Annotated in this window: 24 protein-coding genes; 15 read left to right on the top strand and 9 right to left on the bottom strand. The window is 54.8% G+C overall.

Annotation, left to right across the window (positions count from 1 at the left end; translation table 11 throughout):
• Positions 1 to 4: 4 nt before the first annotated feature.
• Together ASD8599_RS02235 and ASD8599_RS02230 are read left to right on the top strand one after the other, a co-directional pair.
• The gene (locus tag ASD8599_RS02235) at positions 5 to 622 is read left to right on the top strand and encodes a glutathione S-transferase family protein (RefSeq protein ID WP_108827028.1); all 618 of its coding nucleotides are present in this window, start codon (positions 5 to 7) and stop codon (positions 620 to 622) included.
• Positions 619 to 1,674 carry a saccharopine dehydrogenase gene (locus ASD8599_RS02230; protein WP_108827027.1) on the top strand — a complete coding sequence of 352 codons (1,056 nt, stop codon included), beginning with the start codon at positions 619 to 621 and terminating at the stop codon, positions 1,672 to 1,674. The genes ASD8599_RS02235 and ASD8599_RS02230 overlap by 4 nt, the downstream gene beginning before the upstream one ends.
• A gap of 86 nt (positions 1,675 to 1,760) precedes the next feature.
• Here the strand turns inward: ASD8599_RS02230 and ASD8599_RS02225 are convergent, their stop codons facing one another.
• Positions 1,761 to 2,117 (bottom strand): dihydrodipicolinate reductase, encoded by a 357-nt coding sequence (locus ASD8599_RS02225; RefSeq protein WP_108827026.1) that lies wholly within the window; start codon positions 2,115 to 2,117, stop codon positions 1,761 to 1,763.
• A 126-nt stretch (positions 2,118 to 2,243) separates the two neighbouring features.
• Positions 2,244 to 3,056, bottom strand: a complete 813-nt coding sequence (gene dapB, locus ASD8599_RS02220) for a 4-hydroxy-tetrahydrodipicolinate reductase (protein ID WP_108827025.1) — start codon at positions 3,054 to 3,056, stop codon at positions 2,244 to 2,246.
• Between the two features lie 91 nt (positions 3,057 to 3,147).
• On the opposite strand from dapB, the gene rbfA reads away from it, so the two are divergent.
• The 8 genes from rbfA (at position 3,148) to ASD8599_RS02180 (ending at position 8,976) form a co-directional block, all read left to right on the top strand.
• On the top strand, positions 3,148 to 3,543 hold the full coding sequence (gene rbfA, locus ASD8599_RS02215) for a 30S ribosome-binding factor RbfA (RefSeq protein WP_108827024.1): 396 nt from the start codon (positions 3,148 to 3,150) through the stop codon (positions 3,541 to 3,543).
• Complete coding sequence (locus ASD8599_RS02210; protein WP_181364390.1) at positions 3,540 to 4,286, top strand: phosphodiester glycosidase family protein; 747 nt, start codon at positions 3,540 to 3,542, stop codon at positions 4,284 to 4,286. The genes rbfA and ASD8599_RS02210 overlap by 4 nt, the downstream gene beginning before the upstream one ends.
• 57 nt (positions 4,287 to 4,343) lie before the next feature.
• On the top strand, positions 4,344 to 5,249 hold the full coding sequence (truB, locus tag ASD8599_RS02205) for a tRNA pseudouridine(55) synthase TruB (protein WP_108827023.1): 906 nt from the start codon (positions 4,344 to 4,346) through the stop codon (positions 5,247 to 5,249).
• Positions 5,250 to 5,462: 213 nt separating this feature from the next.
• The gene (locus tag ASD8599_RS02200; protein WP_108827022.1) at positions 5,463 to 5,957 is read left to right on the top strand and encodes a hypothetical protein; all 495 of its coding nucleotides are present in this window, start codon (positions 5,463 to 5,465) and stop codon (positions 5,955 to 5,957) included.
• Between the two features lie 63 nt (positions 5,958 to 6,020).
• On the top strand, positions 6,021 to 6,527 hold the full coding sequence (locus ASD8599_RS02195) for a DUF1643 domain-containing protein (protein WP_108827021.1): 507 nt from the start codon (positions 6,021 to 6,023) through the stop codon (positions 6,525 to 6,527).
• A gap of 113 nt (positions 6,528 to 6,640) precedes the next feature.
• Positions 6,641 to 7,732 (top strand): calcium-binding protein, encoded by a 1,092-nt coding sequence (locus ASD8599_RS02190; RefSeq protein ID WP_108827020.1) that lies wholly within the window; start codon positions 6,641 to 6,643, stop codon positions 7,730 to 7,732.
• Positions 7,733 to 7,887: 155 nt separating this feature from the next.
• Complete coding sequence (gene rpsO, locus ASD8599_RS02185) at positions 7,888 to 8,157, top strand: 30S ribosomal protein S15 (protein WP_108827019.1); 270 nt, start codon at positions 7,888 to 7,890, stop codon at positions 8,155 to 8,157.
• Positions 8,158 to 8,277: 120 nt separating this feature from the next.
• On the top strand, positions 8,278 to 8,976 hold the full coding sequence (locus ASD8599_RS02180) for a hypothetical protein (RefSeq protein ID WP_146188175.1): 699 nt from the start codon (positions 8,278 to 8,280) through the stop codon (positions 8,974 to 8,976).
• A 20-nt stretch (positions 8,977 to 8,996) separates the two neighbouring features.
• On the opposite strand, the gene ASD8599_RS02175 is transcribed toward ASD8599_RS02180, so the two are convergent.
• From ASD8599_RS02175 to ASD8599_RS02165, 3 genes are all read right to left on the bottom strand, one after another.
• Positions 8,997 to 10,964, bottom strand: coding sequence for an ABC transporter permease (locus tag ASD8599_RS02175; RefSeq protein WP_108827017.1), 1,968 nt, complete (start codon positions 10,962 to 10,964; stop codon positions 8,997 to 8,999).
• Positions 10,961 to 11,977, bottom strand: coding sequence for a quaternary amine ABC transporter ATP-binding protein (locus ASD8599_RS02170; protein ID WP_108827016.1), 1,017 nt, complete (start codon positions 11,975 to 11,977; stop codon positions 10,961 to 10,963). The genes ASD8599_RS02175 and ASD8599_RS02170 overlap by 4 nt, the downstream gene beginning before the upstream one ends.
• 98 nt (positions 11,978 to 12,075) lie before the next feature.
• Positions 12,076 to 13,023: an ABC transporter substrate-binding protein gene (locus ASD8599_RS02165; RefSeq protein ID WP_108829960.1), complete on the bottom strand. Its 948-nt coding sequence runs from the start codon at positions 13,021 to 13,023 to the stop codon at positions 12,076 to 12,078.
• 303 nt (positions 13,024 to 13,326) lie between these two features.
• On the opposite strand from ASD8599_RS02165, the gene ASD8599_RS02160 reads away from it, so the two are divergent.
• From ASD8599_RS02160 to ASD8599_RS02140, 5 genes are all read left to right on the top strand, one after another.
• Positions 13,327 to 14,577, top strand: coding sequence for a sarcosine oxidase subunit beta family protein (locus ASD8599_RS02160; protein ID WP_108827015.1), 1,251 nt, complete (start codon positions 13,327 to 13,329; stop codon positions 14,575 to 14,577).
• A 45-nt stretch (positions 14,578 to 14,622) separates the two neighbouring features.
• A complete protein-coding gene (locus tag ASD8599_RS02155) occupies positions 14,623 to 14,907 on the top strand; it encodes a sarcosine oxidase subunit delta (protein ID WP_108827014.1) in 285 nt (94 codons plus the stop codon).
• Complete coding sequence (locus ASD8599_RS02150; protein ID WP_108827013.1) at positions 14,904 to 17,843, top strand: sarcosine oxidase subunit alpha family protein; 2,940 nt, start codon at positions 14,904 to 14,906, stop codon at positions 17,841 to 17,843. Before ASD8599_RS02155 ends, ASD8599_RS02150 begins: the two co-directional genes overlap by 4 nt.
• The gene (locus ASD8599_RS02145) at positions 17,836 to 18,408 is read left to right on the top strand and encodes a sarcosine oxidase subunit gamma (RefSeq protein ID WP_181364389.1); all 573 of its coding nucleotides are present in this window, start codon (positions 17,836 to 17,838) and stop codon (positions 18,406 to 18,408) included. The genes ASD8599_RS02150 and ASD8599_RS02145 overlap by 8 nt, the downstream gene beginning before the upstream one ends.
• 274 nt (positions 18,409 to 18,682) lie before the next feature.
• Complete coding sequence (locus tag ASD8599_RS02140; RefSeq protein WP_108827012.1) at positions 18,683 to 19,312, top strand: helix-turn-helix domain-containing protein; 630 nt, start codon at positions 18,683 to 18,685, stop codon at positions 19,310 to 19,312.
• Between the two features lie 6 nt (positions 19,313 to 19,318).
• Here the strand turns inward: ASD8599_RS02140 and ASD8599_RS20480 are convergent, their stop codons facing one another.
• From ASD8599_RS20480 to dmmA, 4 genes are all read right to left on the bottom strand, one after another.
• Positions 19,319 to 19,939, bottom strand: coding sequence for a methyl-accepting chemotaxis protein (locus tag ASD8599_RS20480; protein WP_108827011.1), 621 nt, complete (start codon positions 19,937 to 19,939; stop codon positions 19,319 to 19,321).
• A gap of 77 nt (positions 19,940 to 20,016) precedes the next feature.
• Complete coding sequence (locus ASD8599_RS02130; RefSeq protein WP_108827010.1) at positions 20,017 to 21,084, bottom strand: heme-dependent oxidative N-demethylase family protein; 1,068 nt, start codon at positions 21,082 to 21,084, stop codon at positions 20,017 to 20,019.
• 12 nt (positions 21,085 to 21,096) lie between these two features.
• Positions 21,097 to 22,059, bottom strand: a complete 963-nt coding sequence (locus ASD8599_RS02125) for a PDR/VanB family oxidoreductase (protein ID WP_108827009.1) — start codon at positions 22,057 to 22,059, stop codon at positions 21,097 to 21,099.
• Positions 22,056 to 22,652, bottom strand: coding sequence for a dimethylamine monooxygenase subunit DmmA (gene dmmA / locus ASD8599_RS02120; protein WP_108827008.1), 597 nt, complete (start codon positions 22,650 to 22,652; stop codon positions 22,056 to 22,058). Before dmmA ends, ASD8599_RS02125 begins: the two co-directional genes overlap by 4 nt.
• Positions 22,653 to 22,677 lie beyond the last annotated feature (25 nt).

Below are 22,677 nucleotides of genomic sequence, written 5' to 3'. Positions count from 1 at the left end.
TCCGATGAAGTTATATTTCGCACCAAATACAATCGCAGTCGCTGTGGCAGTGACACTTGAAGAAGCAGGGCAAAGCTACGACCTGGTTCCGGTGGATTTTGCCAATGGTGCACAAAGCAGCCCCGCATATCTCGGGGTCAACTCCAAGGGGCGTGTCCCGGCGTTGGTTGTTGGCGATACTGTGTTAACCGAAACAGGGGCTTTGCTGGACTATATCGCCGCACTGAATCCAAAGGCCAACCTGGTGCCAAGCGATCCGATGGACGCGGCAAAAATGCGATCCGTTATGTATTATCTGGCCTCTACGGCACACATCAACCACGCCCATAAAATGCGCGGTCATCGCTGGGCCGACACCGAAGCCAGCTTTGCAGACATGAAGGCGAAAGTTCCAGAAACGATGACAGCAACAGCGCAGTATCTTGAAACCGAATGTCTGACCGGGCCGTTTGTTTTGGGTGCGCATATCTCGATCGCTGACTTTTACCTTTATACAGTGTCCCGATGGCTGGAAGGAGACGGCGTAAATATGGCTGATTTCCCAAGACTCACAGCATTCCTGTCGATGATGGAACGCCGCGACAGTATCCAGTCCGTGCGCGCAGCAGGAGTCATTGCATGACACATGTTTGGGTGCGCAACGAACAACGCGACTTTGAAACCCGCGTCGGCCTGACCCCCGAAGGCGCCGCCAAATTGATCGCATCGGGCATCAAAATCACAGTTGAGCACAGCGCAAACCGGTGCATTCCCCTGCAAGGTTACATTGATGCAGGCTGCAACGTGGCCGAAGAAAACAGTTGGCCGGATGCCCCCAAGGATGCGATTATCTTTGGTCTGAAGGAACTGCCCGACGATGGAACACCCCTGCATCATCGCCATATTATGTTCGGTCATGCCTATAAGGGCCAGCCATCCGGAATCCGGCTGCTACAGCGTTTCAAAGACGGCGGTGGCACACTCTATGATCTGGAATATCTGGTAGACGCAGACAACAGACGCGTTGCGGCTTTCGGCTATTGGGCGGGATACGCGGGCGCCGCGGTGGCGCTAAAGTGCTGGGCCGCACAACAACGGGGCCAAGTGGCAGGGGCGGTCAGCAGTTACGATGGATCCACACGACTGTTGCTGGACTTACAGTCAGAATTGGTGGCACTTGGCACACAACGTCCCGTCGCATTGATCATCGGCGCGTTGGGGCGCGTGGGCGCCGGGGCTGCAGACCTGTGCACGGCCATGGGGGTTGCGACCACGAAATGGGATATGGCAGAGACCGCGAGCGGCGGACCCTTCCCCGAAGTCTTAACCCACGATATCTTCTTCAATTGTGTATTGGCACGGCCGGGCACTCCGGTTTTCGTACCTGAATCAGCCTTATCCGCTCCCCGCCAACTTTGCGTTGTCAGCGACATTGCTTGTGATCCGGACAGCGATTTTTCCCCCATCAAAGTATACGACAAGGCGACCACTTGGGATGCTCCGGCGCTTCGGGTGCATAAGGCGCCGGTTCTGGATGTCACCGCAATCGACAATCTTCCGTCGATGCTGCCTGTTGAAAGCTCAGAGGATTTCGCAGATCAACTGCTGCCTTCCCTTGCAGGGCTTGGCCAGCTTGACGAAGGTGTGTGGGGGCGTGCCGCTGAAACCTTTCGAACACATTCGTCACGGATTTGACGTTTATGCCAGCCTAGAACGGCTCGGCTTTACGCCAAATCAGAATAGAACGCGTCCCCGAGCAGGGGACGCACCGCTGAATCAGGTTACTTCATACGGAATTCTGCGGAATCGCCATTGCCCTTATCCGACGTGAACTTAACAAGGCCTTCGCGTACAGTGACTTCCTGACAATTGTACCCCAGCGGGTCCCCACCCCAGAACAAGTCACGGCAGAAATAACCGTCTCGCCATGCCCATTTTCCCGTTACGTCCCAACGCGCACCCCGCCCTGAAATAGTGCCATCCTTGGATACTTCCAGTTTCACGAAAGGACGCGTTAGCGTCTTGCCGGCAACCAGATCGACGAATTGGCGCTCGTCTTGCACCTTAGCGACATCTGCGGCAGCGGTGTGGGCAGATGCACAGGCAGCGACAGCAATCGTAGCGAATAATTTTTGCACAGGACACACCCTTCCAATAGATCTATCAATGACTACGCAGCACACTGCGGTATGGATCAAAATCTAGAGCAAAAGTGTGACCGCACCCTCAACGTCAGCACCTGTTTTGGGCGGTTTTTAGCCAAATTAGCTTAATCCAAGCACATCCAACATGTCATAATGACCCGGAGATTGATCCAGCCCCCAAAGGGCCGCCTTCAATGCGCCGCGGGCAAAGATACCCCGATCCGTCGCCATATGGCGCAAAACGATACGTTCGCCGGGGGCCGCAAACAAAACGTCATGTTCACCGACAATATCGCCGCCACGGATGGCCGAAAATCCGATGTCGCCGCGCCTACGTGCACCTGTGATCCCGTCTCGCCCGCTGTCGCTGACATCTTTCAACGCAACGCCGCGCCCTTCGGCGGCGGCTTCCCCCAACATCAAAGCCGTACCTGATGGCGCATCGACTTTATGGTGATGGTGCGCTTCGATCACTTCAATATCAAAGTCTTCATCCAGCGCCGCAGCCACCTTTTTTGTAAGCTGCGTCAAAAGATTGACCCCAAGGCTCATGTTTCCGGCACGCACAATCACCGCATGACGCGACGCAGGTTCCAGATTGGCGATGTCATCGTCCGTCATGCCTGTTGTTCCGATCACATGCACAGCGCGGGCTTGGGCGCACAGGGCCGCAAAGGCCAATGTCGCAGCAGGGGCGGTGAAATCAATCACCACTTGCGCTTTTGAGATCGCTTCAAGGGCATCGTCAGTGACGATTACCCCGTTGGCTGTGCCGCCCATCGCCTCGCCCACATCGCGCCCGACCCAGTCATGGCCTTGACGCTCGATCGCCCCTGCAAGATGCGCACGATCACTGTCCAGTACCGTTTTGATAAGCATTTGCCCCATGCGCCCGGAGGCCCCTGTGATTACAATTCCTGGTCCGTTGCTCATGTCATGCTTCCTTCCGCGCAAATCTGCCTTCATCTGTTACCCCGCAAGGCTGCGCTTGGCAAAGCCTGCGCGGGGCCTTACATGCACATTTATGGCAAAGAACAAATTTCATGACGGCTCTGGCCCGTCACAAAGACAATTGCGTGTCGGTGAAACCATCCGCCGCGCTCTTTCCGATGTGCTGTCGCGGGGCGATGTGCATGACAGTGACCTGAACCGCATGTCGATCACGGTGGGTGAGGTGCGCGTATCTTCCGACCTCAAGATCGCGACAGCCTACGTGTTGCCGTTGGGGGGGGAAGGAAAGGAAGACTGCCTGAAGCTGCTGGCCCGTAACAAAGGCGAATTGCGCCGTTTCATGGGCAAGAGGTTGGCGTTGAAATTCACCCCTGACCTGAGGTTCCAGTTGGACACCACGTTTGATCGCATGGACGAAACCCGCCGTATGCTCGATCAGGCGGACGTGCGCCGGGACACCCAAGAATGATCTTCCGCTTCGCCCTGATGTGGTTGCTCAGTGCCGGGGTGGTTCAGGCCGCTTCTTGCAAAGACGTGACCTATGAGGGCGCCGGATATTCCGTGTGTCATGTCGATATGGCATCCGAAAAGCTACAACTGTTCCTGTATGATGCAGAAGGTGTGCCGTACGGCCAATTCGATACGATCAACCGCGCCCTTAAAGCTGACGGCAAAACGCTTGGCTTTGCCATGAACGCGGGAATGTATCATGACGACCGTGCACCTGTCGGTCACTACGTCGAGGACGGCAAAGAACTGATGCGCGTTATTCCCAATGCAGGTCCCGGCAACTTTGGCCTCTTGCCGAACGGCGTCTTATGCATCCGCGAAGGCCGCGCCGATGTGATAGAAACGCTGCGATTTGTGGACGAGGCCCCAAACTGCACCCACGCCACGCAATCCGGTCCCATGCTGGTCATCGATGGCGCCCTGCACCCCCGCTTTCTTAAAGACGGCACATCGCGCTATCTGCGCAATGGTGTGGGCACATCTGCAAATGGCAAAACCGCTGTTTTTGTCATTTCCAAAGGGTTTGTGAATTTTCACACTTTTGGATCTTTCTTCCGCGACCATTTGAAACTGCCACAGGCTCTGTTCTTTGACGGCAACGTCAGCCGGTTGTATGCGCCGGACCTGAACCGCAATGACTTTGGCCGCCGACTTGGTCCAATCATCGGCACCGTCATTGATACGGGCGCTCCTGCGAATTGACAGCATGTGCGGTGCAAGTTAGGCCGCACGCTCTGAAACCTCCACAAAGGCAATCCCATGGCACGTAAACGCAAAGGTCGCGATATTTCCGGTTGGCTTGTGGTCGACAAACCTGCGGGTCTGACATCCACCGCTGTGGTCAATAAAGTGCGTTGGGCGATGGATGCCAAGAAAGCAGGCCACGCAGGCACTTTAGATCCGGACGCAACCGGTGTTCTGGCCGTCGCCCTTGGTGAAGCCACCAAGACCGTTCCGTTCATCACCGACGCCTTGAAAGCCTACACATTCACGGTGCGTTTGGGTCAAGCCACCAACACAGACGACGCCGAAGGCGAAGTGATCGCGTCAAGTGAGCTCCGCCCCGAAGACGCCACGATCAAGGACGCGCTAGGCGCATTCGTGGGTGACATCATGCAAGTACCGCCCAAATTCTCTGCTGTGAAGATTGATGGCCAACGGGCCTACAAATTGGCGCGTGACGGTGAAGACGTCGAAATCGCGGCACGCCCCTTATGGGTCGAAGAATTGGTCATGACCGACCGTCCCGATGCAGATCACGTCACGTTGGAAATGACATGTGGCAAGGGGGGCTATGTGCGCTCTATCGCGCGGGATTTGGGCAAAGCACTTGGATGTCACGGTCACGTCCGCGAATTGCGCCGTATCTGGTCAGGGCCCTTCGATGCCAGTGATGGCGTCACCCTTGAACAGGTAGACGCTTTGGCAAAAACACCTGACCTTGATGCGTTTCTGCGCCCCTTGGAAGAAGGGCTGCAAGAGCTACCCGAGGTCCGCGCCACAGAAGAAGGCGCTGCCAAGATGCGCAACGGCAACCCCGGCATGGTCTTTGCTTCAGACGTCGAATATGGCGACGAATGCTGGGCTTCGTTGGATGGAAAAGCCGTGGCCGTCGGGCGTTTCAAGTCTGGTGAATTACATCCAAGCCGCGTGTTCAACACCTGAACCAACGGCCTTTTGTTACAACCCACGCATTTACGTTACAGATGGAAACACCGCTCACAGCTCTGTGAGCGCTGCGCCATGTTTGTGTCAAAAACTACATCAAATTTTATCGAACTCATCAGGGAAGCGTGATCGAAGTTGTTTCTTACTGCATTTGGAACCAATTGTTCTAAAAAAAATACAATAGACACGAACTTCAAAAAGGACAGACACATGACACAGCTTCGCACCATCACCACCGTATTGACTGCAGGCGCTTTTGCCACCCTTGCATTTGACACGTTCGGACAGGCCATCAGCCCGTTGTTGGGCTACTCAAAACTTGCGCCCGTGGGCCTTGCTGGCGCGACCTTAAAGACTGTCTTCGGCGCCAACCCATCCGGTGCCGCACATCTGCTGCACGTCATGACAGGTCTTGTGTTTTACGCCGTAGGGTACTTTGCAATCGCACGCCCCGTTCAACGCGCCGTCTTACCCCGTTTGCATTGGTCCGTGACAGCCGCCGTTTACGGTGTCGCCCTATGGGTTCTGGCCCTTTATGTGGTCGCTCATTTGGTGGCGGGCAACAAGCCTTTCCTTGGCTTCACCGGCATCACTTGGGTCGCGCTTTGGGGGCATGTACTTTACGCTTTCGTTGCGGCCTACATCATGGAAGCCAAAGGGGCACTATTGGATTTGCCAGGCCGTATGAAGCCAGCAACCATCTGAAAACCTGTACTAAACCAAAGGCTGCACCATTGTAGTGCAGCCTATTTACTGGCACCAAGGGTTATGATCACACGTTCTCACACCAAAGGCGACGCACCATCGGTCGCTGTTTATTCAGATTGCGAATGCTACCGGTACAGCCTGACCCGAAACTGGGACACCTCGGGCCGCAAAGTGTTGTTTGTGATGCTTAACCCTTCGACTGCCACAGAAGTGCAAAACGACCCTACCGTGGAACGCTGTGAAAGACGCGCACGGACGCTGGGGTTCGGGGCGTTTCAAGTCACCAATATCTTCGCTTGGCGCGACACTGATCCGAAGGGAATGAAGGCCGCAGCCGACCCCGTTGGCCCGCACAATGACGCCGCCATTCTTGATGGGGCTGCCTGGGCCGATGACGTGATTGCGGCATGGGGCACCCACGGCGCGCATTTGGCACGCGGAGCCGCTGTGGAAACCCTTCTTCGATCAACAAATCGCCCCCTGTTCCACCTTGGTTTGTCCAAGGCAGGCCATCCCAAACACCCCTTGTATCTACCCTACGTCCAGCAACCCGAGACGTGGCTTTAATCCGTTTTTCCAGCCTTCATCATCCGTTAACCAACCATCAGTTCGGGCTTTGGGTCGAATCGTAATGCGTGTTAAGCAGGCGGTGGGAAATTCCGGTATGTGGGAACTGTTTTATGCTTTGGTTGGCAGGTTTGATGGGTTTGATGGCAGTTGGTGCCGTAACGTTCGTTGAAATGGACGAGACCGAAGAAGAAGAAACGCAAAACCCTACTGTGCGCCTTGAAAACGAAGAACAAGACACATTGGATGCCGCCACCTCCGAAAATGTGGCGGAAGATACAGACGCCACCGTTGCTGACAGCGAAACAACTTACCCGCAAGACACCGACACCTTAAACGATGACATCCCCTACGACATCGCAAGTGATGACGCCGAAATTCTGGCAGGCACCGATGGTGCCGATGATTTGGACGCTATGGGTGGGAACGACCAAATCGGCGGCCAAGCAGGCGACGACACCCTGCACGGGGGCAACGGCAATGATGTCATGTACGGTGGTGATGACAACGACCTGGTCCATGGCGATGCAGGCGATGACACCCTGCACGGTGAGGACGGCGACGATACATTGCATGGCGGTGACGGGGCCGATGCCCTGTTTGGTCACAATGACAACGACACGCTGAACGGCGGAAATGGCAACGACAGCCTATATGGATCTGCTGGTGACGACCTACTTTCGGGCGACGCAGGGGAGGACGCCCTTCAGGGGGGCGACGGAAATGACATCTTGAAGGGCGGTGCCGGGTCGGACGCCTTGTTTGGCGACGACGGAGACGATGTGCTAAGCGGTGTAGAAAATGACCCCGCCACAGCAGGGCTAAGCGACAGCGACGACAGTGACTTTCTGAATGGTGGCCAAGGCGACGATGAAATCCTGATGGGCGCGCAAGACATCGCCACAGGCGGCGCCGGTGCCGACACCTTCATCGCTGGGAACTGGATCACCGAAGGCAATGCCGCATCGATTACCGATTTTAACGTGATGGACGACAATCTGGTTCTGATCTGGGATGACAGCCTTGGGGAAGAACCCATGGTGGACCTTGAAGTTGATCCCGAAAACGAAGCCGTGATGTTTGTCAAAATGGACGGCGTGGTGGTGGCCACTGTCGATGCGGATACAGGATTTGATTACTCTGACGTATCCCTTATCCCGATGAGTGTGGCTGCAAGCGCAGGCTTTGCAAGTCTTGCGGCCTGATCGGCGCCTTTTATACCCAATTTCTCTTTGCCATTTGGCGCGAAACTTCCTATACGCGCCCATTGCTTGTGGAATCATAAGCGATACCTCCATGGGCCTGCACTGGACGACATCCCGGGCTGCGCCATCACACCAACCTTTTAAAGGAGACCCCGATGTCGATTACGCCAGAAGAAAAAGCACGACTGATGAAAGAGTTCGCCATCAAAGAAGGCGATACAGGTTCCCCAGAAGTGCAAGTTGCTATCCTGTCTTCGCGCATCGCGACACTGACAGAGCACTTCAAAACACACAAAAAAGACAACCACGGCCGTCGTGGTTTGTTGAAAATGGTTGCGACACGTCGGAAGCTGCTGGACTACGCCCGCGCCAAAGACGAAGCACGCTACCAAGACCTGATCAAACGTTTGGGCCTGCGCCGCTAAGCGTTTTCCCAAAAGTAAAATCTATCAAAGCCGCGCAGTTTTCTGCGCGGCTTTTTACTTTGATGGGTTGCGAAAGGCTGCAGCTGGCATAATCGTATCTTTATGTTTGGAATAATCATATTGGCTGGCCTCGCCGCGGCCCTGATCGTTGTCGCTTTGACCCTACTTTTGACCAGCGTTGTGTTTGGAATTGCCTTTGTGGTTTTCAAAACCTCTTTGCCGCCCAAAACCACGCGAGCTGTCATCGGGGTCTTGTGCTTGGCTGGCCTTGTGTTTTTGTTGGTGGCCTATCGGTATCTGTCCGGGGATCATGCCCCGAAAAGCGCCGGTGACGCTGCCATTTTATTCTACTTTGCCGGCATCGCAGCAATGCTGTCGACCTCAGTGGCAGCAATCTTCCTGCGCCTTGCCCTAATTGTCATGCGGAATAAGGTTTCGGACGGCAGAACAAAGGCCGTTTTGGTCGCAGGCGCAGTCGTTCTGGGATATGTCTGCGGTTTCATTGGAATGGTAATCCTAGAGCGCAATTTGGCGCAAAAATTCGCGCCCCCCGCCCCGATCACGCTGTCCTATGGCACTGGCAAAACCCATTGCGTGCTGCCCAATCAGATGACGTTTCATGAAGGACCAAGCACGACCTTCCCGCAGGCATTTACCCTAGGTCGCGGTGACCGGATGCGTTTGCAACCAGCCGCCGATGTTGAAACGCGCGGTTGGGTTGCTTTTGAGATTACCGACAGCGACCAAATCACGGTGGTTTACGGGTTGGGCCGTCACCTCAGGCGACTGCAGCAAGGCCGCTGTCTTGGGGTAGACTAACGCCCCGAGCCATTGCTTTGTCAGTCCCCTAACCCCAAGGCTTTTTTCTGATCCGACGCCCATTTGAGGATGGTCAAATCGAACGTCAAAGCCATCAAGGACACGCAAATCCCAAGCACAAAGTTTTTGCCTAAATCGGTGCCTGCCAATGTGCGTTGAAGCTCTTGCCCCAAGTCTTGCGTGCCGATAAATGCCGCGATGATCACCATGAAAAATGCAAACATGATCGCTTGGTTGAAGCCGACGGCCATGGTCGGCAAAGCCAAAGGCAATTGCACTTTCCATAATTTTTGCATGCGGGTGGCACCTGACATATCAGCAGCTTCGGTCATTTCTTCGGGAACAGATCGCAGCCCTTCGATGGTGTAGCGGGTCAGTGGCACCATCGCAAAAATAAGGATTGAAAAGATCACAGCAATGTCCGTGATCCCGAACAACATGATGGCAGGGATCAAGTAGACAAAGCTTGGGAATGTTTGGGCGGTATCGCACACCAGCAGAATCCGGTTCGACCACCTTTCAGTCCGCGCCGCCCAAATGCCCAAAGGCAATCCGATCAGCATCGCCAAGGCCACGGCGGAAATCACGGAATACAGCGTAATAACGGACCGATCCCACCACCCCGAGAAAGCGACCAAGGAAAAGAAGATTGCAGCCAGCACCGCTTGCCGTTTGCCACCCAACCACAAAGCGAACGCAACAATCAGCAGAATGAAGGCTGGCGTTGGGATGGACAGCATGAAGTTTCTGAACGGAATCAACACCTGCACATTCAGAAATGCCCGCAAAAATCCTGTCGTCGCTTTCACGGCATCAATGTTTAGAAAGCCCTTGATCAGCGTGTCGATTTCTTTGCCTTGGCTAAAGTTTTGCTTACGCCCGATCGTCGATGCCACCTCAATGAATTGTGACACTCCAATGAAAAGCACAAACAAACCCACACCCAGCAACAACATCAAATGGCGCTTCCACCACGGCGTCCCTTTTTCAAAATGCTCTGGCTGTTTGACAACCCACGCCTTGGACATGCGGTCCAAGGTCACGGCAAGCAACACGATCGTGACGCCAATCTCAAAAGATCGACCCAATTTGAAACTGCCCATCATCGCCAGCAATTTTGCGCCAAGGCCCGGCATACCGATGAAAGCGGTCAGAACCACCATAGCCAGACACAGCATGATGACTTGATTGACCCCCACCAAAATCTCGGTCCGGGCGGAGGGCAAATAGACGTGGCGCAGCAATTGCCAACGGGTGCAGCCGCTCATTTCACCGGCTTCCACCATTTCTGGCGAGACTTTTTGCAAACCCAGTGTTGTCATCAAAATCATCGGGGGAATGGCGTAGATCGTGGTCGCCACGGCCCCCGCGGTTGGTCCCACTTTGAAGAAAATGACCGCTGGCAACAGGTAGGTGAAAAACGGCAAGGTTTGTAGCACAGATAAAATCGGCTTAAGCGCCCGGTTCACCCACGGTTTGCGCCACGCCAAAATGCCCAGCGTTAAGCCAATCATAAAAGCCAAAGGCGCTGCCACAACAAGCACCGACATCGTCTCCATGGCAATTTTCCACTGGCCGATCAACGCCGTCCAAATGAATGTACCCCCCGCCAGCGCAGCCATCCGCCAACCACCCAGATAGTAACCGATCACAGCGCCAACAGCAGCAACAGATGTCCAAGGAATGGGCCCAAGGTTTGGCCAACGGCGTTTGCCAAATAACAAGTTCGCAGTGACATCCAGCAGCCACTCCAAGCCTTCTGTCAATGTACGGGTCAGTTTCAGCAGACCCAGGTCGTCTTTTACAAAGTTAAAAATAGCGTCAAGCCATATGGCAAAAGGGGGCACCAAACTTTCGGGCACCCGAAACAATACCTCGGGAAGTAGGCCCAAATAGTGCACAGCCGTCATGAAAACGGCGACTGCCACCAGCACGAGTGCTGTCTTGGAACGATCCATTTCGCGAGAGGCGCCAGCGCCAGCCATCATTCCGCCCCCAAAAGAATGCCCAGCGCATCCTGTCGATGCAAGCCGCCGATCACGACGCCATCACGGGCCACGGGAATGACATCGCGTGTATCCTGAACCAGCAGCTTCGCCATTTCTTTGACGGTCGCGGCGGCATCAACGGGATCGCCGCTGCCATGATCACCGGATTGAACCAAGGTTTCAGCATGAATGACGCGCGCCTTGTCGATTTCTTCTGTGAACTTGCGCACATATTCTGTCGCAGGGTGCAACACGATCTGATCCGGCGTGTCGCATTGTTCTACAGCGCCGTCTTTCATAATGGCGATACGATCTGCAAGGCGCAAAGCTTCGTCAAAATCATGCGTGATGAACACAATTGTTTTGTTCAGCATCTGTTGTAAGCGCAAAAATTCGTCCTGCATTTCCCGGCGGATCAACGGGTCCAACGCAGAAAACGGTTCGTCCAAAAACCAGATGTCAGGTTCAATCGCCAGCGATCTGGCGATGCCGACCCGCTGCTGTTGCCCCCCGGACAACTCGCGGGGGAAGTAATCTTCGCGCCCTTCAAGACCCACCAGTTTGACCACCTCAAGCGCACGGGCACGGCGTTCATGTTTGTCTTGTCCGCGCATTTCCAACGGGAAGGCCACGTTGTCCAGCACCGTGCGGTGCGGCAACAACCCAAAGCTTTGAAAAACCATGCCCATTTTATTGCGGCGCAATTCGATCAATTCTTTTTCGGACAGTTTCATGATGTCCTGACCGTCTACTTCGATCGTGCCGCCCGTGATGTCGTGCAACCGCGAAAAACACCGGACCAGCGTGGATTTACCAGAGCCAGACAGCCCCATGATCACCAACATCTCGCCTTTGTTAACTTCGATAGAGACGTCTTTGACACCCGCAATATAGCCATCCGCGCGAATATCATCAAAACTATGATCCTGCGGCATCTTTTGCAGATACCCTTCTGGATCGGCCCCAAAAATCTTCCAGACGTTCTTGCATGAAATGACGGGTGCGGCGGTCATAGAGTGGCTCTTTTCATCGGTAATCGGATCAGTTTTGTCAAAAACACCCGCCCAAATTAACTTTGGACGGGTGTGTGTCGTGTTATGTCAACAAGCCCTTAGGAGTTGCCCAACCAAGGCTTCCAAACGTCAGGGTTGGCTTCCAGCCAAGCTTCGGCTGCTTCTTCCGGCTCCATTTCATCAATATCGACAAATTTCGCCATTTCAGCGATTTGTGGGTTTGTGAAAGAGATTTTGGTCAACACGCCGTAAGCCGCAGGCCATTTGGCTTCCATGCCGTCCCATGCCGCTTTTTTCAGGTACCCTTTGGCAGGGTTGCCGCAATCATAAAGCGCGTCCTTGTTTGGGCCAACGGCTGGGTCCTTGTCGCAACCGTCTTCCCATGCAGGGAATTCAACAAATTCACCTGGCCATACGGCTTCGGCAAAGTTTGGGGTCCAGTTAAAGACCACAACAGGACGCTTGTCCGCTTCGGCAGCCCCGATTTCAGCCCAAAGCGCCGCAGCAGATCCCGCGTTCACAACAACAAAGTCCATATCCAAGGCCGCAACACGTTCCTGACCATGCTTCAACCAATCGACGGGACCATCCAGATAACGCCCCTTGTCGCCCGTCTCGGCCGTTGCGAAAACGGCTGCGCAATCATTCAAAGCTTCCCAGCTTGGCAAACCCGGGCAGGCTTCTTTGGTCCACATCGGGTACCACCAGTCTTCGCGTGTCACCGCGTTGTGGTCCCCAGCGTCAACAATGCCACCTTTTTCCATGGCCGCGCGGTAGGATGCGCCAAATGCGCCTTCCCAGACTTCCATTTCCAGTGTGACGTCACCAAGCCGCACGGATTCGTACACCGCTTGGCTGTCCGTTGTGACATATTCGACGTTGTTGCCCATCTCTTCAAAGATCTGGCCTACGACGTTCGACATTACGATCTGCGATGACCAGTTGTGAATTGGAATAACAATCGGATCGCTACTGTCTTCGGCCAAAGCCGCCATTGGGGCAAAGGCAAGAACGCCCGATGCCAGAGCTGTTGTAAACTTATTCATGTGTTTCTCCCGGTTGGTGCGGCCTGTTGAAACCGCTTGGCTTATGGAAATGCCGCGTTGTGCGGTCTTGCGTCGGGTGCCGATTCTTGGGCACGGCAAATCTGAATTCCATGGCATACACAGTTGCACATTTTTCCTATCAATCAAGTTTTTTTCTTGTAGGGGCGCAAATTTTCAATATCCGGGTTTGAATGTCCAACCGACAAAATCTGCAGGCAGGTCCGATTTCAATGCACAGATGTCGCGTTTCGGGACGTTATGCGCTTTGTTTTCTGAGATTCTACGGCAAAGGAGACTGATTCCATGGGATATTCCGGTTTCAAAGTCATCAAAGAGGCCTTGTTTGGCCACAAAGGTTGGACACCAGCGTGGCGTGATCCCGAGCCAAAGACCCACTATGATGTCGTCATCATAGGCGGGGGTGGGCACGGATTGGCCACTGCGCATTATCTTGCCAAAGTTTACGGCGTGCGCAACGTCGCGGTCATCGAAAAAGGGTGGATCGGCGGCGGCAACGTCGGGCGCAACACAACCATCATTCGGTCCAATTACCTGTTGGACGGCAACGAACCGTTTTACGAATTTTCGCTCAAGTTGTGGGAAGGCTTGGAACAGGATCTGAATTACAACGCCATGGTCAGCCAGCGTGGCATCATGAACCTGATCCATTCCGACGCCCAACGCGACGCCTTTATCCGACGCGGCAATGCGATGATTTTAAACGGGGCGGACGCAGAGTATCTGGACGAGGCGCAAATTCGTGCTGAATACCCGTTTTTAAATTTTGACGATGCGCGTTTCCCCATTAAGGGCGGTCTGGCCCAACGCCGTGGCGGTACAGTGCGCCATGACGCTGTTGCCTGGGGCTATGCGCGATCCGCAGATCAGCACGGCGTCGACATCATACAAAATTGCGAAGTCACCGGTTTTCGCATCGAAGGTGGCAAATGCCTGGGCGTTGAAACCTCCAAAGGGTTTATCGGCGCAGGCAAAGTCGCGTCATGCGTTGCCGGATCGTCGGGTCGCTTAATGGCCAAAGCCAACATGCGCTTGCCCATCGAAAGCCACGTGTTGCAAGCCTTTGTATCCGAAGGGCTGAAACCGGTGCTGCCCGGCGTCATCACCTTCGGGGCGGGCCACTTCTATGTCAGCCAGTCCAACAAAGGCGGTTTGGTGTTTGGCGGTGATCTGGACGGCTACAACTCATATGCCCAGCGCGGCAATCTGCCGGTGGTCGAAGATGTCTGCGAAGGTGGTATGGCCATCATGCCAATGATCGGGCGGGCGCGTTTGCTGCGTATGTGGGGCGGCATTATGGACATGTCCATGGACGGCTCACCCATCATTGACCGCACCCACATTGACGGGCTGTATTTCAATGGCGGTTGGTGCTACGGCGGCTTCAAGGCCACGCCAGCGTCAGGCTATGTCTACGCCCACTTGCTGGCCAACGATGCCCCCCACCCCACAGCCACAGCGTATCGGTTCAACCGTTTCCAGACAGGTGACATGATCGACGAAAAAGGCATGGGCAACCAACCCAACCTTCACTGACGCGCGTAGTATCCAAAGTTTCCTCTGCCCCAAAAGGCCCCGCTTATGATTATCAATCACCCCCTTCTTGGCCCCCGCGACAGTGCCGAATTCGTCTATCTTGGCGACGCCTCGCTGATCGACCGTCCCGATCCTGAAACGGCCACCCCCGAAGATTGGCACGCCTATGCCTACCTGCGGGACAACGTGGCTGGCGACATGCGCGAACTTTGGTTTCACGAAGGCGGTGATCGGTCGTGGTTGGTGGTCACACGCAACACTCTGACCCATGAAATCAGCAAGGTCGAAATGGCACGCGATGTGGCACGCGCCCAAGGTAGGTCAAAATGACCCAGATAAACCGTGTATCCGGCGGCCAGATTGATCGGTCCGCAACCTTCAAGTTCAAATTTGACGGCAAAAGCTATACAGGCCACCCCGGTGACACGCTGGCGTCTGCGATGTTGGCCAACAATGTCCGACTTATGGGGCGGTCCTTCAAATATCACCGCCCGCGCGGCCCGCTTACGGCAGGGTCCGAAGAACCCAACGCCATCGTAGAGCTTGGCGAAGGAGCGCGCAAAGAACCAAACACCCGCGCCACCACAGCAGAGCTTTTTGACGGGCTGGTTGCCAATTCACAAAATCGCTGGCCATCCTTGGCCTTTGACGCGATGGCCATCAACGACCGCTTTTCCAACTTTTTGACAGCGGGTTTTTATTACAAAACATTCATGTGGCCTGCCGCATTCTGGGAAAAACTGTATGAGCCGATTATTCGCAAGGCTGCAGGACTTGGGTCACTGTCCATGCAAGAAGACCCCGACGTTTACGACAAGGGATTTCGCCACTGTGATTTGCTGATTGTCGGCGCCGGTCCTGCCGGGCTGATGGCAGCCCTAACCGCCGCGCGGTCAGGGCAGCAGATCATCCTTGCAGATGAAGATTTTGCCTATGGCGGACGTCTCACATCCGAGACTTTTTCCGTAGACGACGCGCCCGCCCTTGATTGGGTCAAAGCCACAATCGCCGAACTGTCATCCTGTCCCAATGTACGCCTGATGCCCCGCACAACGGTGATCGGGGCCTTTGATCACGGTATCTATGGCGCTGTTGAGCGGATCACGGACCATCTTCGGAATGCCCCTGCCGGCACGCCGCGCCAAATTCTGTGGCGCATCTATGCCAAGCAAACCCTTCTGACTGCAGGGGCAACCGAACGCCCCATCGCTTTTGACAACAACGACCGCCCCGGAATCATGCTGGCAGGTGCAATGCGTGCTTATGTGAACCGCTTTGGCGCAGCCCCCGCAAAACGCGTGGCGATTTTCACAAATAACGATGATGGACATCGCACCGCAGCGGACTTGCATACAAAAGGTGTAAAAATCGCCAGCGTCATCGACACCCGACCTGACGCACCGAAGTCTTACGACTATGAGGTGCTTTCGGGGGCGCAAGTGGTCGATACCATGGGGCGTCTTGGATTGACCTTTGCAGAGGTAAAACTGGCTGATGGTACAATGCGCACTGTCGAATGTGGTGCTTTGGGCGTGTCCGGCGGCTGGAACCCCAATGTTCATTTGACGTGCCATCAACGTGGTAGACCCACATGGAACTCCGATCTTGCGGCCTTCGTGCCCGGAGGTACTTTGCCCCCCGGCATGCACGTTGCAGGTGCCGCGCAAGGCATTTTCTCGACGCAGGGCGCGATGCAGTCAGGGGCGCAAACCGCAGCAGACATGCTTGGCATAAAAGCAGCACCTTCACCCGCCACCGAAGATGCCCCCGTCAGCCAAACGCCTTTCTGGTATGTCGAAGGATGCAGCCGTGCATGGTTGGATCAGCAAAACGACGTGACCGTCAAAGACGTGAAACTAAGCCACCAGGAAGGCTTCAGGTCTGTTGAACACCTGAAACGCTACACAACGCTTGGGATGGCCACAGACCAGGGCAAGACATCAAACATCGGCGGGCTGGCGATCATGGCGGAATTGGCAGGCAAGGCCATTCCCGAAGTGGGCACAACGATTTTCCGCCCTCCCTATACTCCGACAGCTATTGGGGCTTTGGCTGGCAGAATGCGGGGCAAGGACTTTCATCCGACGCGCCTGACGCCGTCGCACTACTGGGCAAAGGAACAAGGTGCTGTTTTTGTTGAGGTCGGCAACTGGCTTCGGGCGCAATGGTTCCCCCGGCCCGGCGAAACCCATTGGCGTGAAAGCGTCGACCGTGAAGTACGGCAAACGCGGGCGTCCGTGGGCGTGTGTGATTGCACGACTTTGGGAAAAATCGACGTACAAGGCACCGATGCGGCGGCATTTTTGAACAAAATCTATTGCAATGGCTTTGCCAAATTGGCGGTTGGGAAAACCCGTTACGGCTTGATGCTGCGCGAAGACGGCATCGCCATGGATGACGGCACAGCAGGACGTTTGGCTGAAGACCATTTCGTTGTCACAACGACAACCGCCAATGCCGTAAAAGTATACCAGCACATGGAATTTGTGCGCCAGTGCCTGTGCCCCGACATGGATGTGCAGCTGATTTCCACCACCGAAGGCTGGGCACAATACGCGGTTGCCGGTCCCAATTCGCGCAAGTTGTTGCAAAAGATTGTGGACCCCGAATTCGACATCTCGAACGACGGCTTTCCTTTTATGGCCTGTGCCAACATCACTGTGTGCGGCGGATTACGCGCACGGCTGTTCCGGATTTCCTTTAGCGGTGAACTGGCTTTTGAAATCGCAGTGCCATCGCGGTACGGTGATGCGCTGATGCGGCGATTGATGGCCGAGGGCGAAGAGTTCGACGTCACCCCATACGGCACCGAAGCCTTGGGTGTGATGCGCATCGAAAAGGGCCACGCAGCGGGCAATGAGCTGAACGGGACAACCACTGCGTTGAACCTTGGCATGGGCCGCATGGTGTCAAAGGCCAAAGACAGCATCGGATCAAAACTGTCGGAACGCGACGGGTTGAACACGACAGATGCCCTGATGCAGGTCGGGATAATGCCAGTGGACGCCAAAGATAAAATCACTGCGGGTGGTCATTTAATGGCCGCGGATGGTCCGGTGGATGCCGCCCATGATCAGGGCTATGTGACTTCGGCGGCCTTTTCACCGTCTTTGGATAGCATGATTGGCTTGGGCTTTTTGAAGAATGGCGGCACACGCATTGGCGAAAAAATGCGACTTGTATCGCCTGTCACAAATTTAACGGTGGATGTGGAAATCGTGTCCCACCACTTTGTAGACCCAGAGGGGGACCGTGTTCGTGCATGACCTGACACCCATCACCGCATTGGGCGGCGCGACCCCGCAAGTGGAAACCGTAGGCACAGTCACCCTGTCGGAGAACCCCGGCCTTGCGCTGGCGTCAGTCATGGCGCGTGTGGGTTTCGAAACAGACTGCGCCAAGCATTTGGCCGACCTGCTGGACGGCGACGCACCGGGACCCGGCAAATGCCGGTTGCATGATCCGGAAGCGGCGTTCTGGCTAGGTCCGGACCAATGGATGGTTGGCGCCCCGTACGACACACACGAAACATTGGCCAGTGACCTGAAAACACGTTTCGGAAACACCGCATCCATCACAGAGCAATCCGACGCTTGGGTCTGCTATGACCTGCGTGGGGCTGGAATGGAGACCGTGATGGAATTGTGTTGCAATCTGAACATCCGCGCCATGCAAACAGGCGATGCGCAACGCACATCCATCCATCATTTGGGATGTTTTGTGCTGCGTCGTGATCCCGAAGACTGGGTGCGCATTTTGGGGCCTCGGTCGTCCGCAGGTAGCCTGCATCATGCGCTAAAAACAGCGATGGTTTCAGCGGAACTGCTTTGAACCAGCTTTAGAAAATACGCTCCGACATATCAAAAAAGACGACGATTTGTGGCGAAACAGGCCACCGTTAGGATTCGGCAAAATGCCTTGTCCAAATGAGGTACGTTCAAAAAGTCTAGAAAACTAGCAGGTTTTTTCACTCAGGTTCATATTTTTTGCAATTTATGAAAACTTCAGCTACAATAATTCAAGTTGGATTAGGTTTTAAATTGTTGCTTCGGTGACAGCTGCATAAAAGGCATGCACCTTGAACTTTGAAAAGCATAACTCCGATATGGTTGCCCCCCTTTCCCAAGACCCGCATCGCACACGCGACAATGAGCGTGAAAAAGTGCTTGAGGTCGCCATCGGTCGGGAAGTGCGCAACTATCGCCGTCAGCAAGAAACCACCGTGGCGGAACTGTCTGGAATGACAGGCATTTCGATTGGTATGTTGTCAAAAATCGAAAACGGCAACACATCCCCTTCACTTACAACGCTACAAGCCCTCGCCAATGCGCTTTCTGTGCCGTTGACCAGTTTCTTTCGCCGTTTCGAAGAAACACGGCAGGCCGTGCATACCCCTGCGGGCGAAGGCGTGGAAATTGACCGTGATGGCACGCGCGCAAATCACCACTACACGCTTTTGGGCCACATCGGATCAAACGCATCCGGCGTCGTGGTAGAACCGTATCTGATCACTTTGACAGAAGAATCCGACGTCTTTCCAACTTTCCAGCATGGCGGTATCGAAACGATCTACATGCTTGAAGGCAAAGTAGACTATCGGCATGGTGATGCGGTGCACAGCTTGCAGCCCGGCGACACGTTGTTTTTTGATGCCGACGCGCCCCATGGCCCTGAACGCCTGATAGAACTGCCGGCGCGTTACCTATCCATCATCAGCTATCCACAAAGCACATAGATCCAGCTAGGAATTCAATCTTAGCTCGTCTGAAATGGCGCGGGCCCATGTCGCGTTTTGATTTGCGAGGGCTTTCATCTCTGTGGCGACAACGGCAAAACCACGCCCCGCTTCGCCACTGCGCGCTGCCTCAACGCTGGCGTTGATCGACAACATGTTCAATTGGCGCAAAGACCGCGTAATCTGCGATACGACCTGCTGAACACGATCGTTCTTTGTTTGGCTCATATGCAACATGTCGTGCATTTCATCACGAAGATCGACTTCGGCTTGGGCGCCAACAATCAACCCTTCCAAGTACACCAGTTCACCATCTTGAAATACGGCATTGCCACGCTCGCGCACAGGCATCAGATCACCGTTGGGCCGCACAAGCCTATAGGCCACGTCCCAGGTTTTGCCTGCTTCGATTGCCGCATCAACTTCGGCAAAAACCTTTTCTTTGTCTTCTTCAAACGTCAGTCCGACAAATGACACCTGGGCGTTGCCCAAAATCGCATCCGGCGCGTACCCCGTAATCAATTCAACGGCGCCGTGCATTTCCTTCATCGTATAGTCGTCATCGTTCACACAACGATAGGCAAACACTTCAACTGACGAAAAAATGCTATCCAACACATCCTTCATTAGGTCACTCCGATTTCGATGTGGCCACAATGATGCTGTTTTCTGATTTTTCAGTTAATAAATGCCAGATTTCCGGATCACTTTTGCAATGGAGGTTCTGTCTCAAATTCAGGCCAGATACCGTTGGACGTCGGCAGCCCGTCATCGAATTGCGACAGGTAGTCCAACATCATGGGACGGTTGTCGATGAACCCTTTGTATGTCGCGAGTTCTTCAGGCAAATCACGTATCACACGGTGCAAACGCCGCCCCCATTTGGGCGCAGTCATCAAGTCCTGAAAGCTGCACAAGTAGCACCGGATCGGAAACACCAACGCATTGGACCGTGGCAGGCGAAAGAAGGTTTGCAGTTCAACCCGCAAGTGCTGTTTCGCGCCAATGTTGTCAGGGGTCAGGGACGTTTTTTGAATGCCCCATTTGTGATAGTTTTCGGGGCTGGTGTCCAAAAGCGGGTTCACCGTCATGGTCCAGTTCAAACGCCGCGCGGGCGCCCCTTGCTGGATATTCAGCAGAAACTTCAACGCCCGTACAAAAATCCCTTTTTCATGTGCCAACGGCACCGGTGCATGCCATTCAAAAAAGTTCATCCCGATGTCAAAATCCAGCGACCAGTCAGCCTGCGTCGTGATCATGCCTGCGTCCATCCACAGATTGTCATCGCGTTGGTCAAGAACTGCGAAATCACCCTGCGATTGGCGCGTGATGTATTCCATTGGGCCGTAAGGCAGCGTGGTTTCGTCCATGAAGGTGAATGAATCGTCAATGCCAAGCGGCTTGTTGATCCAGCGCCATTGGTCGCCGTCGCGGTGTAGTTCAAACAGATCAGGATAGTCTTCGGATTTGGACACCATGATCAGTTCCAGCAAATCCCAACCTGCGAGTGTCATGTGCGGCAAGGATTGGCAGCGCAGCGGATCATCGGCCAGCACTTTGGCCCGGTCGCGCATTTCCGAGACATAGTGCTCATCCACATCAAAGCGCTTTTCATACACGGAGTCCGCAGGCCCGCCGCGATGCTGTTCCATGTTGACGGCGTACATGTAGCTGTCTTTGTCGAACGGAAACGGAAAGCGCCGGATCGCACGTTCAGAGTTGTGGAAGGAATAGTCGTCGCGGAACGTTTCGTCGTTGAATTGAATGGTCATTGGCGGGCCTCCCTAGCGGTCCAGCACGAGGGTCTTGCCCTCGAATCGTGATACGCAGGGCATGATCTTTTCGCCGCTGCTGTGTTCCTCGTCTTCCAGCCAGTGATCGCGGTGGATGAAGTTACCGGTGTAATCGATCACACGGGTTTCGCACATACCGCAGGCACCGCCACGGCACAGGTAAGGGGCATCAACACCGACCCGTTCCATCGCTTCCAACAGGCTTTCCTGTTCGCCAACCTGCACAACCTTGTTGGACACAGCCAGTTTCACCTCAAAGGGTTTGCCCGGTTGCGGCGCAAGGAATTCTTCGTAATGCACAGCCTCGCGGGGCCATCCAAGATCAGCCGCCTTGCTGCGCACCCAATCGATCATCCCTTTGGGACCACACACATAGATATGCGTGCCCAAAGGCTGTCCATCAAACAGGGTTTCCAGATCAATCGCCTGCCCCTGATCGTCATAGTAGACGTTCACATCATTAGGGTGGGTGGTTGTCAGATAATCGACGTACGATCCCAACGCCTCAGAGCGGCACGCATAATGCAGTTCCCAGTTCCCATGGGCGCGGTCCAGTTGCTTGATCTGCGCGAGGAAAGGCGTGATGCCGATACCACCTGCAATCATCAGGTGCTTTTTCGCCCGCAAATCCAGGCTGAACAAATTGACCGGGTTCGAGATCACCATCTCGTCGCCCACATTCACGTTCTTATGCAGAAACAGCGACCCACCCCGCCCTTCATCATCACGGCGCACCGAAATAGTATAGGCGGATTGGTCAAAAGGGTCCGACATCAACGAATACGGGTTCAACCGCGTGATGGCATCATCCTGCATCTCAACAACCGTGTGGGCGCCACCGGAGAACGTCGGCAACAAGCCGCCATCCACGGGTTCAAAGCGAAAGCGCGTCACAAGATCGTTCAATTCGGTCTTTTCAGTGACACGGACAGTGATTTTCTCGGCACCGCTCATTCGTAAATTCCTTTTGGTGCAGGGACATTGCCGGGGTCTTCGGCGTCGATACACACCCCCTGATAGGCGGCCAAACGGCGCGAATAGTGGTCACGCACAAACAGATTCAACCCGCAATGCGAGCACACAAAAGGGTCCGTTTCCACATCTTCGGTGATGCCCTTGCAGTGTACACATTGCATACGCCGCGCAGTTGATCCGCGATGTTCTGTCTGAATGGCTGTGTGCGGAATGCCGGCTTGCATGGCTTCATTCTGGGCTTGGCCCATCAAGCCTTCAGTACCCGTCAGATACACCTGCAACCCCATATGGGCATCTTGCAAAACGCGGCGAATGCGCTGCACTGAGGCTTGATAGGTCGGCCCCTCATAGAACTGCGCAGGGTTCAAGCCGCGCAGTTTACCGGCAAAATCCGTGCCGCGCGGGATAAAGATGATATGGGTTTTCGCCATCAGATCCGGTGTGGCCACATCCATGATGGCCTCGGCCCCTTCGGCGTCTGCGATCATCAGGTGATGCTTGCCAGGGCGTTCTTCCAAAGTGCCATAGACAGGACGGCTTCGGATGGACGGGGGGAATTCGAATTTCGACATTGTCGTCCTCGGGTCACAGAAAACG

This window comes from Ascidiaceihabitans donghaensis, from assembly GCF_900302465.1.
Classification (GTDB): domain Bacteria; phylum Pseudomonadota; class Alphaproteobacteria; order Rhodobacterales; family Rhodobacteraceae; genus Ascidiaceihabitans; species Ascidiaceihabitans donghaensis.
The sequence above is the reverse complement of the archived record's forward strand: the minus strand, read 5'-3'. Positions and strand labels throughout refer to the sequence as shown.

Bases quoted from the DNA above. Each gene is read 5' to 3' on its own strand.
- rbfA (WP_108827024.1), top strand. From the start codon at position 3,148: ATGGCAAAGAACAAATTTCATGACGGCTCTGGCCCGTCACAAAGACAA.
- ASD8599_RS02195 (WP_108827021.1), top strand. From the start codon at position 6,021: ATGATCACACGTTCTCACACCAAAGGCGACGCACCATCGGTCGCTGTT.
- ASD8599_RS02165 (WP_108829960.1), bottom strand. From the start codon at position 13,023: ATGAATAAGTTTACAACAGCTCTGGCATCGGGCGTTCTTGCCTTTGCC.
- ASD8599_RS02200 (WP_108827022.1), top strand. From the start codon at position 5,463: ATGACACAGCTTCGCACCATCACCACCGTATTGACTGCAGGCGCTTTT.
- ASD8599_RS02170 (WP_108827016.1), bottom strand. From the start codon at position 11,977: ATGACCGCCGCACCCGTCATTTCATGCAAGAACGTCTGGAAGATTTTT.
- ASD8599_RS02130 (WP_108827010.1), bottom strand. From the start codon at position 21,084: ATGACCATTCAATTCAACGACGAAACGTTCCGCGACGACTATTCCTTC.
- ASD8599_RS02160 (WP_108827015.1), top strand. From the start codon at position 13,327: ATGGGATATTCCGGTTTCAAAGTCATCAAAGAGGCCTTGTTTGGCCAC.
- dmmA (WP_108827008.1), bottom strand. From the start codon at position 22,652: ATGTCGAAATTCGAATTCCCCCCGTCCATCCGAAGCCGTCCTGTCTAT.
- ASD8599_RS20480 (WP_108827011.1), bottom strand. From the start codon at position 19,939: ATGAAGGATGTGTTGGATAGCATTTTTTCGTCAGTTGAAGTGTTTGCC.
- dapB (WP_108827025.1), bottom strand. From the start codon at position 3,056: ATGAGCAACGGACCAGGAATTGTAATCACAGGGGCCTCCGGGCGCATG.
- ASD8599_RS02155 (WP_108827014.1), top strand. From the start codon at position 14,623: ATGATTATCAATCACCCCCTTCTTGGCCCCCGCGACAGTGCCGAATTC.
- rpsO (WP_108827019.1), top strand. From the start codon at position 7,888: ATGTCGATTACGCCAGAAGAAAAAGCACGACTGATGAAAGAGTTCGCC.
- ASD8599_RS02140 (WP_108827012.1), top strand. From the start codon at position 18,683: ATGGTTGCCCCCCTTTCCCAAGACCCGCATCGCACACGCGACAATGAG.
- ASD8599_RS02235 (WP_108827028.1), top strand. From the start codon at position 5: ATGAAGTTATATTTCGCACCAAATACAATCGCAGTCGCTGTGGCAGTG.
- ASD8599_RS02150 (WP_108827013.1), top strand. From the start codon at position 14,904: ATGACCCAGATAAACCGTGTATCCGGCGGCCAGATTGATCGGTCCGCA.
- ASD8599_RS02175 (WP_108827017.1), bottom strand. From the start codon at position 10,964: ATGATGGCTGGCGCTGGCGCCTCTCGCGAAATGGATCGTTCCAAGACA.
- ASD8599_RS02190 (WP_108827020.1), top strand. From the start codon at position 6,641: ATGCTTTGGTTGGCAGGTTTGATGGGTTTGATGGCAGTTGGTGCCGTA.
- ASD8599_RS02230 (WP_108827027.1), top strand. From the start codon at position 619: ATGACACATGTTTGGGTGCGCAACGAACAACGCGACTTTGAAACCCGC.
- ASD8599_RS02125 (WP_108827009.1), bottom strand. From the start codon at position 22,059: ATGAGCGGTGCCGAGAAAATCACTGTCCGTGTCACTGAAAAGACCGAA.
- truB (WP_108827023.1), top strand. From the start codon at position 4,344: ATGGCACGTAAACGCAAAGGTCGCGATATTTCCGGTTGGCTTGTGGTC.
- ASD8599_RS02210 (WP_181364390.1), top strand. From the start codon at position 3,540: ATGATCTTCCGCTTCGCCCTGATGTGGTTGCTCAGTGCCGGGGTGGTT.